Consider the following 17,037-nt stretch of genomic DNA (forward strand, 5'->3'; position numbering starts at 1 on the left):
TTTAAAAAAACCTTGACAAGAGTTTAATTTTAAGATATAATCACAACTTCAAATTAATCGGGCTGGTGTAGCTCAGTTGGTAGAGCTACTGCCTTGTAAGCAGTGGGTCGGCGGTTCAAGTCCGTTCACCAGCTCCATTTTTTTGTAACAGTGTTTGACCAGATTTTTTTAGGTGAGATACTCAAGTGGCCAACGAGGGCAGACTGTAAATCTGCTGGCTTTGCCTTCCGTGGTTCGAATCCACGTCTCACCACCATGGCAATAAAATGGAAGCGACTTGCGGGAGTAGCTCAGTTGGCTAGAGCATCAGCCTTCCAAGCTGAGGGTCGCGGGTTCGAGCCCCGTTTCCCGCTCCATTTTGGATTCTTACTGGGAGCTGTAAAACTTAAATTTATACAGTTACTTTTTAGATTCCAAGGTTTATTTGTGTTTTTTAATAGTGTCCAAACTCTACTTTTGCCAAGCCTTTAAGCGCTCATATGGCTCAGAGGTAGAGCACTTCCTTGGTAAGGAAGAGGTCGCGGGTTCAAGTCCCGCTATGAGCTCCATTAGGAAATGTAGAGCCGCTGTTTAAAAATGCAAATTTAGGTATTACGAAAAAAACATTTATTACGGAGGAAGATAATGGCTAAAGAAAAATTTACTCGTAACAAGCCACACGTAAACATCGGTACTATTGGTCACGTCGATCATGGTAAAACTACTTTGACAGCTGCTATTTCTGCTGTTCTTTCAAGAAAAGGTCTAGCTGAGCTAAAAGACTATGACAATATTGATAACGCACCAGAAGAAAAAGAACGCGGTATTACTATTGCAACTTCACACATTGAGTATGAAACAGAAAATAGACACTACGCTCATGTTGATTGTCCTGGCCACGCTGACTATGTTAAAAATATGATTACTGGTGCTGCTCAAATGGACGGCGCGATTCTAGTTATCGCTGCGACAGACGGTCCTATGGCACAAACAAGAGAACACATTTTGCTATCTCGCCAAGTAGGTGTTCCATATATCGTTGTTTTCCTAAACAAATGCGATATGATGGACGATCCTGAACTAATCGAACTAGTTGAAATGGAAATTAGAGATCTACTAAGCCAATACGATTTCCCGGGAGATGATACTCCTATTATCCAAGGTTCAGCTCTTCAAGCTCTTGAAGAAGCAAAAGCTGGAAACGACGGCGAATGGTCAGCAAAAATTATGGAACTTATGAATGCTGTTGATAGCTATATCCCAACTCCAACTCGTGACACTGATAAAGATTTCTTGATGCCAATCGAAGATATTTTCTCAATTTCAGGTCGTGGAACAGTTGTAACAGGTAGAATCGAAAAAGGTGTTGTTAAAGTAGGCGACACAATCGAAATCGTAGGTATCAGACCAACTCAAACTACAACAGTAACCGGCGTTGAAATGTTTAGAAAAGAGATGGATCAAGGCGAAGCTGGCGACAATGTCGGCGTATTGCTAAGAGGAACTAAAAAAGAAGAAGTTGAAAGAGGTATGGTTCTATGCAAACCAAAATCAATCAACCCACACACTAAATTTGAAGGCGAAGTTTATATTCTAACAAAAGACGAAGGTGGTCGCCATACTCCATTCTTTAACAATTATAGACCACAATTCTATGTTAGAACAACAGATGTTACAGGTTCTATCGCATTACCAACAGGAACTGAAATGGTTATGCCTGGTGATAATGTTAAAATCACTGTTGAGCTTATCGCTCCAATCGCACTTGAAGAAGGAACAAGATTCGCTATCCGTGAGGGTGGTAGAACAGTTGGTTCAGGTGTTGTATCAAAAATTTTAGCTTAATTAAATTTATGCAAACGGCAAATTTACGCCGTTTGCATTTTTAATTTTTAAAGGGTTTATTAAAATGGCAAAAAATTCAAGTAGAATAAAAATCGGTCTTAAATGTGCAGAATGCGGTGATATTAATTATACAACTTATAAAAATAGCAAAACTACAACTGAAAAAGTTGAACTTAAAAAATATTGCCCAAGACTTAAAAAACACACAGTTCATAAAGAAGTTAAGTTAAAGAGCTAGTATTTACGCCATTTAGGGCAATAGCTCCAACGGTAGAGCGCCGGATTCCAAATCCGATGGTTGGGGGTTCGAATCCCTCTTGCCCTGCCACGAAGGTTTAATATGGAAAAAGTTAAAGAATATTATAGTCAATCAAAATCGGAATTAGACAAGGTTATCTTTCCTACCAAAGAACAAACTAGAAACGCTTATGTAGCGGTAATCGTAGTAGTTTTCGTTATAGCGTTATTTTTGGCTTTGGTTGATGCGATTATGTCAGGTCTAATTAGCGCATCGTAAGTGAGGTCTGCTATGGCACATAAATGGTATGCTATCCAAACTTATGCAGGAAGCGAAATGGCTGTTAAAAGAGCCATTGAGGCACTTGCACAAGATTATGGAATGACCGAGCAAGTAGGGGAAGTTTTAGTTCCCACAGAAGATGTTATCGAAGTAAAAAATGGTAAAAAAACCATAAAAGAAAGAAGCTTGTATCCGGGTTATTGTTTTGCAAATTTGGATTTGGATACTGCTTTATGGCATAAAATTCAAACTTTACCGAGAGTTAGCAGATTTATCGGCGAAGCAAAAAAGCCGTCTCCGCTTTCGGAAAAAGATATTGAAGTTATTTTAGAAAAGGTAAATAACCGAGAAGCACCTAAGCCAAAAATTTTCTTTGACGAAGGCGAAACGGTTAGAATAACCGAAGGTCCGTTTGCAAATTTCAACGGCATAGTCGAAGAATACGATATGATTCATGGAAAACTTCGCTTAAATGTTTCTATTTTCGGTAGAAGCACACCGGTTGAAATTTTATATTCACAAGTTGAAAAGATAGTTTGATAAGGAGAAAAGTTTATGGCTAAGAAAGTTATAGGCGAAATTAAATTACAAATTGCCGCTACAAAAGCTAACCCAAGCCCACCGGTTGGTCCTGCGCTTGGTCAAAAAGGCGTTAATATTATGGAATTTTGTAAGGCTTTTAACGAGCGAACAAAAGATATGGCAGGTTATAATATCCCTGTTGTTATCACTGTTTATGCTGATAAAAGTTTTACATTTATTACAAAACAACCACCTGCAACTGATCTAATCAAAAAAGCAGCTGGAATTCAAAAAGGTTCGGATAATCCGTTAAAAAATAAAGTCGGCAAATTGACAAAAGCTCAAATTTTCGAGATTGTTGATAAAAAAATCGCTGATTTAAACACAAAAGATAAAGAACAAGCTGCTAAAATTATAGCTGGTTCTGCACGCTCTATGGGTATAACCATAGTAGATTAATACCTTTTACCGCCAAGGTTATAAAGGCGGAAGCAAACTAATGCGAAGGAAAATTTATGTCAAAAAATTCAAAAAGATTTAATGAACTTTTAAAAAAAGTTGATACAAACAAAGCTTATGCTTTAAGTGAAGCTGTTGAAACAGTAAAAACACTAGCTTCTGCTAAATTCGATGAAACAGTTGAAATAGCACTAAAATTAAATGTAGATCCAAGACACGCTGATCAAATGGTTAGAGGTTCTGTTATACTTCCTGCTGGAACCGGTAAAAAAGTTCGCGTTGGCGTTATTGCAAAAGATGCAAAAGCAGATGAAGCCACAGCAGCAGGTGCTGATGTAGTTGGAAGCGATGATTTAATCGAAGAAATTCAAAAAGGCAATATAAATTTTGATGTTTTAATCGCTACTCCAAATTTAATGGGCTTAGTAGGTAAAGTTGGTAGAATTCTAGGACCAAAAGGCATTATGCCAAACCCAAAAACAGGCACTGTTACAATGGATGTTGCACAAGCTGTTAAAAACGCAAAAGGCGGTCAAGTAAATTTCCGTGTTGATAAACAAGGAAATATCCATGCAGGTCTTGGAAAAGTAAGTTTTAGCAAAGAACAACTTTTGGATAATGTTAATGCGTTTGTAAAAACTTTGAATAAACACAAACCATCAACTGCAAAAGGCAAATATATCAAATCAGCTGCATTGTCATTGACAATGAGCCCGTCTGTTGCACTTGATAGTCAAGAACTAATGGATTTAAAATAATTAAATAAATTTTTTTATCTTAGATTGGAGAGGGTTAGAGGCTTTTGCTTAATCGGGTTAAATTTAACCCGCTCTTCCTGAAATCACCGATCGGAAAGGAGAACCTGTATGACGAGAGATGAAAAAGCTAAAATTTTAGCAGAACTTAAAGATGAATTCGCAGCTAGCGAAGCTATTGTCGTTTCCGATTTTAAAGGTCTTAGCGTTAAACAACTTGAAGTTTTAAGAAATAGCGCAAAAGAACAAAATGTAAAAGTTAAAATCATAAAAAATACACTAGCAAATATCGCTCTTAAAAATGCCGAAAAAGAAGGTATGAGTTTTAAAGATACAAATATTTTCTTATGGGGCGATCAGCTTTCAGTTTGTAAAGTCGCTGCTAAATTTGAAGAAAAAAATGAATTTTTCAAATTAAAAACAGCTTTTATCGACGGCGAAGTTGCAAGTGTGGAAAAAGTCGTTGCATTGTCAAAAATGCCTTCAAGAGACGAACTTATCGCAATGTTACTTCAAGTTTGGAACGCACCGATTCAAAATTTTACAATCGGCTTAAATGCGCTTAAAGAAAAAAAAGAACAAACAGCATAATAAAAATTTAGGAGATTAAAAATGGCAATTACAAAAGAAGATGTATTAGAATTTATTTCTAATCTTTCAGTTTTAGAACTTAGCGAATTGGTAAAAGAATTCGAAGAAAAATTTGGTGTTAGCGCAGCTCCTGTTATGGTAGCTGGTGCAGCTGGTGGTGCAGCAGGTGGCGAAGCAGCAGAAGAAAAAACAGAATTCAATGTTGTTTTAACTGACGCTGGTGCAAATAAAATCGGTGTTATTAAAGTAGTTAGAGCTTTAACTGGTCTAGGCTTAAAAGAAGCAAAAGACGCTGTTGAAGGAACACCGTCAGTTCTTAAAGAAGGACTAAATAAAGAAGAAGCTGAAAAAGCTAAAAAAGAATTAGAAGAAGCCGGAGCAAAAGTCGAGCTTAAATAATTGAGAAAAGAATTTTCTTTTCGAAACTAATGTGTGCTAAATTCGCTGAATTTAGCACTTCTTTCTTTTTAAAATATACAACTACGAGGTAGTCTAAATGCTAAATAGCTTATATTCAGGAAATCGTCTTAGAGTGGATTTTTCCAAAGTTCCAAAAGAGATTGATGTTCCAAATTTATTACAACTTCAAAAAAAGAGTTTTGATCACTTTTTAAATCTTGACAATTCTGACGATGAAAGTGGAATCGAAAAGGTTTTTAAATCAATTTTTCCTATTCATGATTCTCAAAATAGATTGAGTTTAGAATATGTAAGTAGCGAGATTTCTAAACCTAGATACTCCATTAGAGAGTGCATGGAAAGAGGTCTTACATATTGTGTAAATTTGAAAATGAAAATTCGCCTAATAGTCCATGATAAAGATGAAAAAACAGGCGAAAAAATCGGCGTAAAAGATATAAAAGAACAAGAAATTTTTATCCGTGAAATTCCTTTGATGACAGATAGAATTTCATTTATTATAAACGGTGTTGAAAGAGTTGTTGTAAATCAACTCCACAGAAGTCCTGGCGTTATCTTTAAAGAAGAAGAAAGCCCAACTGTGCTTAATAAACTAATTTTTACGGCTCAAATTATCCCTGATAGGGGAAGTTGGCTGTATTTCGAATATGACGCAAAAGATGTGCTTTATGTTCGAATTAATAAAAGAAGAAAAATGCCTATAACGATTTTATTTAGGGCATTAGGATATAAAAAACAAGACATTATCAAGCTATTTTATCCGATTAAAACTATTTATATTAAAAACGGCAAATTTTTGACAGATTTTAATCCTGATGAATATAGCGCCGGTAGGGTTGATTATGATATTAAAAACGAAAAAGGCGAGATTTTACACTCAGCAGGAAAACGCTTAACCAAGAAAAAAGCAGATAAACTAGTCGAAGACGGGCTTAAATTTATAGAGTATCCGACTGAAATTTTGGTTGAAAGATATTTAAGCGATCCTGTCATAAATAGCGAAAGCGGCGAAGTTTTATTTGATACCTTAACTGCGCTTGATGAAGTAAAATTAGCCAAAATCGGCGAAATCACAAGCGAATTTAACATAGCAAATGATTTGGCTATCGGTGTTGATAACTCAATCATAAATTCATTTATCCAAGATGCAGAAACGCTAAAACTTTTGCAACAAACAGAAGGCGTTGATGACGAAAATGATTTGGCTGCGATTAGAATTTACAAAGTTATGCGACCGGGAGAGCCTGTCGTAAAAGACGCTGCAAGAGCATTTGTAAATGATTTATTTTTCAACCCTGAAAGATACGATCTTACAAAAGTAGGACGAATGAAAATGAATCACAAATTAGGTCTTAGTGTGCCTGAATTTGTAACCGTTTTGACAAATGAAGATATTATCAAAACTGCAAAATATTTGATTAAAGTTAAAAACGGACAAGGATTTATCGACGATAGAGATCACTTGGGAAATAGAAGAATTCGTGCTATCGGCGAACTTTTGGCAAATGAGCTTCATTTAGGATTTATCAAAGTCCAAAAAGCTATAAAAGATAAATTTACAAGCCTAAGCAATAATATCGAAGAGCTTATGCCTTATGATTTTGTAAATCCAAAAATGATAACTACAACTTTAATGGAATTTTTCACAAGCGGTCAGTTAAGCCAATTTATGGATCAAACAAATCCGCTTAGCGAAGTTACGCATAAAAGAAGATTATCAGCTCTTGGCGAAGGCGGTTTAGTAAAAGAACGAGCCGGTTTTGAAGTGCGAGATGTTCATCCGACGCATTATGGACGAATTTGCCCGATTGAAACTCCGGAAGGTCAAAATATCGGTCTTATCAATACTCTTGCAACTTACGCAAAAGTAAATGATCTTGGCTTTATCGAAGCTCCGTATAGAAAAGTCGTTGATGGCAAAGTAACCGATGAAATCGTTTATCTAACCGCAACACAAGAAGAAGGGCTTTATATCGCACCTGCTTCTGCGAAATTAGATGCTAAAAATAATATCGCCGAAGAGCTACTTGAAGCTAGAAAAGACGGCGAAACCATAATGGCAAGAAGAGAAGATATAAATTTAATCGACCTTTGTAGCGGTATGGTTGCAGGAGTGGCAGCTTCGCTTATTCCTTTCTTGGAACACGATGACGCCAACCGTGCGCTAATGGGTTCAAACATGCAACGCCAAGCAGTTCCGCTTTTATACTCAACTGCTCCGATCGTAGGAACAGGTATGGAAGCAACTATCGCAAGAGATTCTTGGGAAGCCATTAAAGCAAAAAGAGCCGGAATCGTAGAAAAAGTAGATAATAAAAATATCTTTATCTTAGGCGAAGATGAAAAAGGTCCGTTTATTGACCATTATTCAATGGAGAAAAATTTACGCACCAACCAAAATACAACCTTTACTCAACACCCGATTGTGCGAAAAGGCGATAGCGTTGAAGCAGGTCAAATCATCGCAGATGGCGCTAGTATGGACGGCGGCGAGTTGGCTATTGGTAAAAATGCTCTAATCGCGTTTATGCCGTGGCATGGTTATAACTACGAAGATGCCGTTGTAATAAGTGAAAAAATGATTCGCAAAGACGAATACACAAGCGTTCATATCTACGAAAAAGAGATTGAAGCAAGAGAGCTAAAAGACGGCGTTGAAGAGATTACAAAAGATATTCCAAATGTAAAAGAAGAAGAGCTAACTCATTTGGACGAAAGCGGTATCGTAAAAATCGGAACCCATGTAAAACCGGGTATGATTTTGGTAGGAAAAGTAACTCCAAAAGGCGAAGTAAAACCAACCCCGGAAGAAAGACTTCTTAGAGCTATTTTTGGCGAAAAAGCAGGGCATGTGGTAAATAAATCATTATATGCCGGAAGTTCTATGGAAGGTGTTGTAATTGATGTGAAAATTTTCACTAAAAAAGGTTACGAAAAAGATCCTAGAACAATTCGTGCTTATGAAGAAGAAAGAACAGAGCTAGAAAGAGAACACCACGATAGACTTTTAATGTTAGATAGAGAAGAGATGTTAAAAGTTATTTCGCTTCTTTCTAAAAATCCGCTAGAAAGCGCTCAAACTCTAAATAAAACTGAGTATAAAAAAGGCGATTTTGTTAAAAAAGAAGATTTGGAAAATTCAAATAGATTTACGCTAAATTCGTTTGTTAAAGGATATTCAAAGAAAATTCAAAAACAATACGACGAGCTTAAAAACCATTTCCAAAATGAAAAGAAAAAGCTAAAAGAAGAACACGATGAAAAAATCGAAATTTTGGAAAAAGATGACATTTTGCCAAGCGGTGTTGTTAAGCTTGTAAAAGTTTATGTCGCAACTAAACGCAAACTAAAAGTCGGCGATAAAATGGCAGGACGACACGGAAATAAAGGTATCGTCTCAAACATCGTCCCGGAAGTCGATATGCCTTACTTGCCAAGCGGTCAAAGAGTGGATATTGTTCTAAATCCGCTAGGCGTTCCAAGCCGTATGAATATCGGTCAAATCATGGAAAGCCACTTAGGACTTGTCGGTTGGCGTTTGGGTGAGCAAATTCAGCAAATTTTAGAAGAAAAAACAGGCGAGTGGCTTGCAAATTTAAGAGCTAAAATGGTTGAAATCGCAGGAACTTCAAAACTAATGAACGCTAAAAAAGCGATTGAAAATTTAAGCGATGAAGAGTTGTTAAAATACGCAAGAGATTGGAGCAAAGGCGTTAGATTTGCCGCTCCGATTTTCGAAGGCATCGTGCCGGAAGATTTCAAAAAACTATTTGAAATGGCAGGAATCGATAGCGACGGCAAAACCGAGCTTTATGACGGACGCACAGGCGAAAAGATGAAAGAACGCGTAAATGTGGGTTGTATGTATTACCTTAAACTTCACCACCTTGTCGATGAAAAAGTCCATGCTAGAAGCACAGGACCTTACAGCCTTGTTACACAACAACCAGTCGGCGGTAAAGCACTATTTGGCGGTCAAAGATTTGGTGAAATGGAAGTTTGGGCATTAGAAGCTTATGGCGCGGCTTACACGCTAAGAGAAATGCTAACAATCAAATCAGATGATGTTGAGGGCAGACTTGCAGCTTATAAAGCTTTAACAAAAGGCGAAAATGTTCCATCTACTGGTATCCCAGAGACATTTTTTGTATTGACAAAAGAGTTAAAATCTCTTGCTTTGGATGTTGAAATTTATGAAAGCGGTGATGACAATGAGTGAGAATTTAAGACAAATTGATGTAAAAGAAGATCAAAGACCACACGATTTTGATGCGTTTCAGATAAAACTAGCTAGTCCTGATGAGATTAAATCATGGAGCTACGGCGAAGTTAAAAAGCCTGAAACTATCAATTATCGCACACTAAAACCTGAGCGAGACGGACTATTTTGTGCTAAAATTTTTGGTCCTGTTAGGGATTACGAGTGTATTTGTGGAAAATACAAAAAAATGCGCTATCGTGGCTGGAAATGCGAAAAATGTGGCGTTGAAATCACAACTTCAAAAGTTCGCCGCACAAGAATGGGTCATATCGAGCTAGTTACTCCTGTGGCTCACATTTGGTATGTAAATTCGCTCCCAAGCCGAATCGGAACGCTTTTAAATGTAAAAATGAAAGATTTAGAGCGCGTTTTGTATTATGAAGCTTATATCGTAGAAAATGCAGGTGAAGCGTATTACGATAGCGAAAATTCAAAAAAAGTTGAAAAATATGAAGTTTTAAATGAAGAGCAATATCAATCTTTAAATAACAAATACGCCCATACCGGTTTTGTGGCTAAAATGGGTGGCGAAGTTATCAGAGATATGCTTGCAGAGCTTGATTTGGTCGAAATTTTAAATAGCTTAAAAGATGAAATGGCAAACACAAATTCAGAAGCTAAGAAAAAAACTATCGTAAAAAGATTAAAAGTTATCGAAAGCTTCTTAAATTCGGGCAATAGACCTGAGTGGATGATGATTACGAATTTGCCTGTATTACCGGCTGATTTAAGACCGTTAGTAAGCCTTGATGGCGGTAAATTCGCAGTTTCTGATGTAAATGATTTATACAGAAGAGTAATCAACAGAAATTCACGCCTTAAAAGACTTATGGAGCTTGATGCACCTGAGATTATTATTCGCAACGAAAAAAGAATGCTTCAAGAAGCAGTCGATGCGCTTTTTGATAACGGCAGACGAGCAAATGCCGTTAAAGGTGCAAACAAACGCCCGTTAAAATCACTAAGCGAAATCATCAAAGGAAAACAAGGTCGTTTTAGACAAAATTTGCTAGGAAAACGGGTTGATTTCTCTGGTCGTTCTGTTATCGTCGTTGGTCCAAAACTAAGAATGGATCAATGTGGTCTTCCTAAAACTATGGCATTGGAGCTTTTCAAGCCACATTTGATAGCTAGACTTCAAGAAAAAGGCTACGCAACAACCGTTAAACAAGCCAAAAAAATGATTGAAAACAAGATGAACGAAGTTTGGGAGTGCCTTGAAGAAGTAGTTCAAGATCACCCTGTTATGCTTAACCGTGCGCCGACACTTCACAAAATGTCTATTCAGGCATTTCACCCTGTGCTTGTTGAAGGAAAGGCAATTCGCTTGCACCCGTTAGTTTGTGCAGCTTTTAACGCCGACTTTGACGGCGACCAAATGGCTGTGCATGTTCCATTAAGCCAAGAAGCGATTGCTGAGTGTAAGGTTTTAATGCTAAGTTCTATGAATATCTTACTTCCTGCTAGCGGTAAGGCTGTTGCAGTTCCGTCGCAAGATATGGTTCTTGGAATTTACTATCTTTCTTTGGAAAAAGAAAACGCAAAAGGCACAAACAAAATTTTTGCAAATGTCGATGAAGTTATGGTTGCCGTTGAAGCAAATTCGCTTGATATTCACGCAAAAATCAAAACTATCGTTGATGGCAAAACTACATTTACAACTGCCGGTCGCTTGATTATAAAATCAATATTGCCTGATTTTATCACAGAAGATGACTGGAATAAAGTTATGAAGAAAAAAGACATTGCGAATTTGGTCGATAATGTCTATAAAAAAGGCGGACTTGAAGTCAGTGCTCAGTTCTTAGATAATCTTAAAAATTTAGGCTTCGAATCAGCGACAAAAGCGGGAATTTCGATTTCAGTTGCAGATATTATCGTGCCTGATTCAAAACACAAATTTATCGAAGAAGCGAAAAAAAGCGTTAGAGAAATTCAAAACCAATATGGTGCCGGTTTGCTAACCGATAGCGAAAGATACAACAAAATCATCGATATTTGGACCGATACAAACAACCAAGTTGCAACAGAGATGATGAAGCTTGTTAGAAACGACAAGGGCGGATTTAACTCTATTTATATGATGGCTGACTCAGGAGCTAGGGGTAGTGCTAACCAAATTAGGCAACTTGCAGGTATGCGGGGACTTATGGCTAAACCTGACGGAAGTATTATCGAAACTCCGATTATCTCAAATTTCCGCGAAGGTCTAAATGTGCTAGAATACTTCATCTCTACGCACGGCGCTAGAAAGGGTCTTGCCGATACCGCGCTTAAAACTGCAAATGCTGGTTACCTAACAAGAAAGCTAATCGATGTCGCTCAAAATGTAAAAGTTACAATGGACGATTGTGGCACACACGAAGGTATCGAAATAACTGAAATCACCGATAACGGCGAGTTAGTAGAGAGCTTGGAAGACCGCATTATGGGTAGAGTTTTAAGCTCTGATATTATCGATCCTATTACAAATGAAGTTTTATTTAGCGAAGGCACTTTGCTTGATGAAATTTCTGTTAGAACTATCGTTGATGCAGGTATTAAATCTGTTAGCATTAGAACTCCGATTACTTGTAAAGCTGCAAAAGGCGTTTGTGCGAAATGTTATGGTGTGAATTTGGGCGAAGGAAAACTAGTAAAACCGGGTGAAGCAGTCGGTATCATCTCAGCCCAATCAATCGGCGAACCGGGAACTCAGCTTACACTTCGAACTTTCCACCAAGGTGGTACTGCTTCGACTGAACAACAAGATCGTCAAGTTATAGCGCAAAAAGAGGGCTTTATTAGATATTATAATATCAACACACAAGAAAACGGCGGAAAACAAATCGTTATGAATAGACGAAATTCAGCCGTATTGCTTGTTGAGCCTAAAATAAAAGCTCCGATTGACGGCGTTGTAAGCATAGATATTACCCATGATGATGTTAATATCTCTGTTAAAAACAAAAAAGAAGAATTTAAATACACCATTAGACGCCACGATTTGGCTAAACCAAACGAGTTAGCAGGTGTTAGCGGTAAGGTTGAAGGTAAATTCCACCTACCTTATGCAAACGGCGAGAAAATTCAAGAAAACGAAAGTTTGGTTGAGGTTATCAAAGAAGGCTGGAATGTGCCAAACCGAATTCCTTTTGCTAGTGAATTGATGGTAAAAGACGGCGAACCTGTAACGCAAATCATCAAAGCAGGGGCAAAAGGTGTGCTAAAATATTTCATCTTAAAAGGTGATTATTTAGAAAGATTAAAAGATCTTAAAAAAGGCTACATAGTCGCTGAAAAAGGTATGTTTGTCGTTATTGCCGATGAAGACGGAAGAGAGGCGATTCGCCACTATATCCCACGCGAATCAGTTATCCAATACGATGATAACTCAAAAGTCGAAGCAAAAAGCGTTATTGCTAAACCACAAAAAGATGATAGACTAGTTATCGCTGAGTGGGATCCTTACTCTACGCCGATTATCGCAGAAAGCGAAGGTGTGATTGCGTTTGAAGATATTGAACCAGGATACACTGCTAGTGAGCAATATGACGAAATGACAGGTCAAAGCCGTTTGGTTATCAATGAATACTTACCGCAAGGCGTAAAACCTGCGATTATAATCGCAACTTCTAAAAAAGAGCTAGTTAAATATAATCTTGGCGCAAATACTGCGATTTTCGTAAATAACGGCGATATGGTAAAAGTAGCCGATATTTTGGCAAAAACGCCAAAAGCCGTTGCGAAATCAAAAGATATTACCGGTGGTTTGCCTCGCGTTTCTGAGCTTTTTGAAGCAAGAAGACCAAAAAATACGGCTATCATCGCTGAAATCGACGGCGTTATCAGACTAGATAAACCGCTTCGCTCAAAAGAGAGAATCATCATCGAAGCAAACGACGGCACAACGGCTGAATACTTAATAGATAAATCTCGCCAAATTCAAGTTCGAAACGGCGAATTTGTCCATGCAGGGGAACGCTTGACAGAAGGTTTCGTAAGTAGCCACGATGTGCTTAGAATTCTAGGCGAAAAGGCACTTCACTACTATTTGATAAGCGAAATTCAACAAGTTTATCGCTCACAAGGCGTTGCGATTAACGATAAACATATCGAAATCATCGTTTCGCAAATGCTTCGCCAAGTGCGAATCGTAGATAGCGGAAATACAAATTTCATCACAGGCGATTTAATCAGCCGTAGAAAATTCCGTGAAGAAAACGAAAAAGTTATGGCTATGGGCGGCGAACCTGCGATTGCTGAGCCTGTGTTGCTTGGTGTTACAAGAGCGGCGATTGGTTCTGATAGCGTTATTTCGGCTGCTTCGTTCCAAGAAACTACAAAAGTTCTAACAGAAGCGTCGATAGCAGGTAAATTTGATTATCTTGAAGACTTAAAAGAAAATGTTATTTTAGGTCGCACGATTCCAGTCGGAACAGGCTTGTATCAAGATAAAATCGTAAAAATAAAAAATAACTAACTTCCAAAGGCGGGGCAATAGCTCCACCTTTTTTAAATTTGGGAGATATTATGAGAAGTTATACAAATTTTGGGCTTTTAATTTTGCGTTTGGCGCTTGGCGTTTGCCTTTTTATGCACGGCGTTGCAAAGATAATGAACGGCATTGGTGGCGTAAAAAGTATGCTTGTAGCAAAAAATATCCCTGAATTTGTAGCTTATGGTGTCTATTTGGGCGAGATTGTTGCGCCTGTGATGATTATTCTTGGGCTATTTTGCCGAATCGGTGCCTTGCTAGTTTTAGGACTATGTGGCATTATACTTTATGTTGCTTACCCTGATTTAACTGCGATGAGCTCTCACGGCGGTTTTGCAGCCGAAATTTTATACCTTTATATCGGAATTTCTTTTTGTTTGCTAGTCTGCGGCGGCGGACGCTTTGCGATTATTAAAGATTGAATTTATAATTTATTTTGACATTTCTTATTTGTATGAATTAAAAATATGATATAATACAAAATCAATTAAATTTCATACAAAAGGATTTAAAATGGCTACAAGTTTAATACAATTAAGAGTAGATGAAAAATTAAAAAAACAAGCAGATGAGTTGTTTGCTGATTTGGGACTTGATACCACAACGGCCCTTAGAATATTTTTAAAACAAGCCTTAAAAGTAGGCGGTTTGCCGTTTAAGGTTTTGAAAGAAAAAAGAAATGGTTATTCATTAGACGAATCGCCGACTATCAAAAGACTTGACGGAGAATTTGAAAAGTTACCAAAAGCCCAACAAGAAGCCATAATCAAAGAAGTAAGAGCCGAAATGTTTGGTGAATAAAATGTATAAAATCAATTTAAAAAACAAAGCCGAAAAAGGTCTAATCAAAATAGAAAAAGGCGATAAAAAGTCTGCTTTGAAAATACGAACATTTTTAAGAGAGCTTGAAAAAATAGAAAATCCATTTGCGTTGAAAAACTGTGGCAAAATGGAAGGATACGAAAATCGCTGGAAATAGTATGTAGGAATTCATTACCGAGTAATCGGCGAAAAACACGATGATATACTGACAATCGAAGTTATCGAAATCACAACAAGAGAAAATGCGTATAAATAAAAATTCACAATGGTTTGGAATTGCGTTTTTTTTGATACAATGCCGAATTTATAACAAAACAAAAGGATAAAAATGAAAAAATTTGTATTATTTAGTTTAATATTTGCAATAATGTTTGCAGACGAAGTTTCAAATTTAGAAACTTCTTGCGAAAAAGGCGACGGTAAAAGTTGCTACGAACTTGGGCTATTGTATGGACAAAATAGAAAAGTTATAGTTGATAAATCAGACAATAATGATAGATATAACAAAGCAATACAATATTTTGAAAAAGGCTGTAATGGTAATAACGCCGAAGCGTGTGCCGCATTATCTAGTTATTATAGTAATGGTATTTGGATAGAAAAAGATGAAGAAAAAGCAAAAGAGCTGTTTCAAAAATCTATGAATTTGTATGAAAAAGATTGCGAAAAAGATATAGCAAGAAGTTGCGATTTACTGGCTGATATGCATGATAATCGAGATAAATCAATAGAATTAAGACAAAAAGCCGAAAAGTTATATTCTATCGAGTGCGAAAACAATAACGCAGAAGCATGTTTGTATTTAGGAAGTATGTATGATGAACATAGTTTTTCTACTGGTATAGAAAACAATTTTGACAAGTCGTTAAATTTATATGAAAAAAGTTGTGAGCTTGGGAATTCTGATGCTTGTTATAGTGCATACGCTCAGTATGCTACACAAACCAAAGTGCAGAATAAAGAAAAAGCCGATGAATTTGCTATAAAATCTTGCGAATTAGGATACGATATAGCCTGTAACGATTTGGGTTTTTTATATAATAATGACAATAATAAAACAGAATCTAGAAAGTATTATAAAAAATCTTGTGAATTTGGTTTTAATGATAATTGTAGTAAGGTTTGTTACGATTTAGGTTCAGAACACGATTACGATTATAAATCAGAAGGCTATAAAACAGAAGCTCAAAAATATTGCAAAAAAGCTTGTGAGCTTGGAGATAAAGGCAGTTGTGATAGTTACGAAAATTCTAAATAATTTTTAGATAGGTAGGGTGGGGCATCCTTGCCCACCGAAAAATTTGGCAACCTTATGGTGGGCGAAACGCCCATCCTACATTTTAAATTTAATAGACAAAATATTTCATTTCTTAGAAAAAGCATAAATTCATAGTAGTTTAAGTATTTTTTTTGTAAAATCAATCTCTTTTTTATTTAATAAATTTTTTGATGAAAGGAATTTACTGTGCCAACCATAAATCAATTGGTCAGAAAAGAGCGCAAAAAAGTGAATGTAAAGTCAAAATCACCTGCGCTAAAAGAGTGTCCTCAAAGACGCGGAGTTTGCACCAGAGTTTATACAACAACTCCTAAAAAACCAAACTCAGCTTTGAGAAAAGTTGCCAAAGTAAGGCTAACAAGCGGTTTTGAAGTCATCAGCTATATCGGCGGTGAAGGTCATAACCTACAAGAACACAGCATTGTTCTAGTTCGCGGCGGTCGTGTAAAAGACTTACCGGGCGTTAAATATCACATCGTTCGTGGTGCGCTTGATACCGCAGGTGTCGCAAAAAGAACAGTTTCTAGATCTAAATACGGTGCTAAACGCCCTAAAAAATAGTTTAGCTAAGACAGATTTAACCCTTAGTTTTGGTTAAATTTGAGTAAAATTTTCAAATTTGAAGGAATAATAAAATGAGAAGAAGAAAAGCTCCCGTAAGGGAAGTTATGCCTGACCCAATTTATGGCAACAAAGTAATCACTAAATTTATTAATTCACTTATGTATGACGGCAAAAAAAGCGTTGCGACTGAGATTATGTATGGTGCGCTTGATTTAATCGACAAAAAAGGCGGTGAAGCCAAAGGCATCGATGTTTTCAACGACGCTATCGAAAATGTAAAACCACTTATGGAAGTTAAATCTCGCCGCGTAGGTGGTGCAACTTATCAAGTTCCAATCGAAGTTCGCCCAGCTCGCCAACAAGCTTTGGCAATCCGCTGGATAATCACTTTTGCTAGAAAAAGAAGCGAAAGAACTATGATTGAGCGTTTAGCTTACGAGCTACTTGATGCAGCGAATTCAAAAGGTTCTTCATTTAAGAAAAAAGAAGACACTTACAAAATGGCAGAAGCTAATAAAGCATTTGCTCACTATCGCTGGTAAG

16 protein-coding genes and 5 tRNA genes are annotated in these 17,037 nt (G+C 37.0%); all 21 read left to right on the forward strand.

The genetic code is table 11. The features are described from left to right. Positions 1-61 precede the first annotated feature (61 nt). The 21 genes from PF028_RS00295 (at position 62) to rpsG (ending at position 17,036) form a co-directional block, all read left to right on the forward strand. Positions 62-137 (forward strand) — tRNA-Thr (locus PF028_RS00295). Positions 138-171: 34 nt separating this feature from the next. Next, positions 172-256 (forward strand) — tRNA-Tyr (locus PF028_RS00300). Between the two features lie 23 nt (positions 257-279). Then, positions 280-356, forward strand: a tRNA-Gly gene (locus PF028_RS00305). Positions 357-473: 117 nt separating this feature from the next. After that, positions 474-548 (forward strand) — tRNA-Thr (locus tag PF028_RS00310). A gap of 76 nt (positions 549-624) precedes the next feature. Then, positions 625-1,824: an elongation factor Tu gene (tuf, locus tag PF028_RS00315; protein WP_270860676.1), complete on the forward strand. Its 1,200-nt coding sequence runs from the start codon at positions 625-627 to the stop codon at positions 1,822-1,824. Positions 1,825-1,888: 64 nt separating this feature from the next. After that, entirely contained in the window at positions 1,889-2,062 is a 174-nt protein-coding gene (rpmG, locus tag PF028_RS00320; RefSeq protein ID WP_270860677.1) for a 50S ribosomal protein L33, read from the forward strand. A gap of 14 nt (positions 2,063-2,076) precedes the next feature. After that, a tRNA-Trp gene (locus PF028_RS00325) sits at positions 2,077-2,152 on the forward strand. Between the two features lie 12 nt (positions 2,153-2,164). Then, entirely contained in the window at positions 2,165-2,341 is a 177-nt protein-coding gene (secE, locus tag PF028_RS00330; RefSeq protein ID WP_270860737.1) for a preprotein translocase subunit SecE, read from the forward strand. A 12-nt stretch (positions 2,342-2,353) separates the two neighbouring features. Next, positions 2,354-2,884, forward strand: coding sequence for a transcription termination/antitermination protein NusG (gene nusG, locus PF028_RS00335; RefSeq protein WP_270860678.1), 531 nt, complete (start codon positions 2,354-2,356; stop codon positions 2,882-2,884). A gap of 15 nt (positions 2,885-2,899) precedes the next feature. Continuing rightward, entirely contained in the window at positions 2,900-3,325 is a 426-nt protein-coding gene (gene rplK, locus PF028_RS00340) for a 50S ribosomal protein L11 (protein WP_270860679.1), read from the forward strand. Between the two features lie 56 nt (positions 3,326-3,381). Next, complete coding sequence (rplA, locus tag PF028_RS00345; RefSeq protein WP_270860680.1) at positions 3,382-4,083, forward strand: 50S ribosomal protein L1; 702 nt, start codon at positions 3,382-3,384, stop codon at positions 4,081-4,083. 108 nt (positions 4,084-4,191) lie between these two features. Beyond that, positions 4,192-4,671 carry a 50S ribosomal protein L10 gene (rplJ, locus tag PF028_RS00350; RefSeq protein WP_270860681.1) on the forward strand — a complete coding sequence of 160 codons (480 nt, stop codon included), beginning with the start codon at positions 4,192-4,194 and terminating at the stop codon, positions 4,669-4,671. A 21-nt stretch (positions 4,672-4,692) separates the two neighbouring features. Beyond that, positions 4,693-5,070 (forward strand): 50S ribosomal protein L7/L12, encoded by a 378-nt coding sequence (gene rplL / locus PF028_RS00355; RefSeq protein ID WP_270860682.1) that lies wholly within the window; start codon positions 4,693-4,695, stop codon positions 5,068-5,070. 97 nt (positions 5,071-5,167) lie between these two features. Further along, positions 5,168-9,310, forward strand: coding sequence for a DNA-directed RNA polymerase subunit beta (gene rpoB, locus PF028_RS00360; RefSeq protein ID WP_270860683.1), 4,143 nt, complete (start codon positions 5,168-5,170; stop codon positions 9,308-9,310). Beyond that, positions 9,303-13,814 carry a DNA-directed RNA polymerase subunit beta' gene (gene rpoC / locus PF028_RS00365; RefSeq protein ID WP_270860684.1) on the forward strand — a complete coding sequence of 1,504 codons (4,512 nt, stop codon included), beginning with the start codon at positions 9,303-9,305 and terminating at the stop codon, positions 13,812-13,814. The genes rpoB and rpoC overlap by 8 nt, the downstream gene beginning before the upstream one ends. Before the next feature lie 50 nt (positions 13,815-13,864). Then, positions 13,865-14,251 (forward strand): DoxX family protein, encoded by a 387-nt coding sequence (locus PF028_RS00370; RefSeq protein ID WP_270860685.1) that lies wholly within the window; start codon positions 13,865-13,867, stop codon positions 14,249-14,251. A gap of 91 nt (positions 14,252-14,342) precedes the next feature. Then, positions 14,343-14,630, forward strand: coding sequence for a type II toxin-antitoxin system RelB/DinJ family antitoxin (locus tag PF028_RS00375; protein ID WP_270860686.1), 288 nt, complete (start codon positions 14,343-14,345; stop codon positions 14,628-14,630). 1 nt (position 14,631) lies between these two features. Then, on the forward strand, positions 14,632-14,808 hold the full coding sequence (locus PF028_RS00380) for a hypothetical protein (RefSeq protein ID WP_270860687.1): 177 nt from the start codon (positions 14,632-14,634) through the stop codon (positions 14,806-14,808). 171 nt (positions 14,809-14,979) lie between these two features. Continuing rightward, positions 14,980-15,909, forward strand: coding sequence for a tetratricopeptide repeat protein (locus tag PF028_RS00385; RefSeq protein WP_270860688.1), 930 nt, complete (start codon positions 14,980-14,982; stop codon positions 15,907-15,909). Between the two features lie 207 nt (positions 15,910-16,116). Next, positions 16,117-16,491, forward strand: a complete 375-nt coding sequence (gene rpsL / locus PF028_RS00390; protein WP_270860689.1) for a 30S ribosomal protein S12 — start codon at positions 16,117-16,119, stop codon at positions 16,489-16,491. 74 nt (positions 16,492-16,565) lie between these two features. After that, a complete protein-coding gene (rpsG, locus tag PF028_RS00395) occupies positions 16,566-17,036 on the forward strand; it encodes a 30S ribosomal protein S7 (RefSeq protein WP_270859211.1) in 471 nt (156 codons plus the stop codon). The last annotated feature ends 1 nt before the right edge of the window (position 17,037 follow it).

This window comes from Campylobacter sp. CN_NE2 (assembly GCF_027797465.1).
Lineage (GTDB): Bacteria > Campylobacterota > Campylobacteria > Campylobacterales > Campylobacteraceae > Campylobacter_B.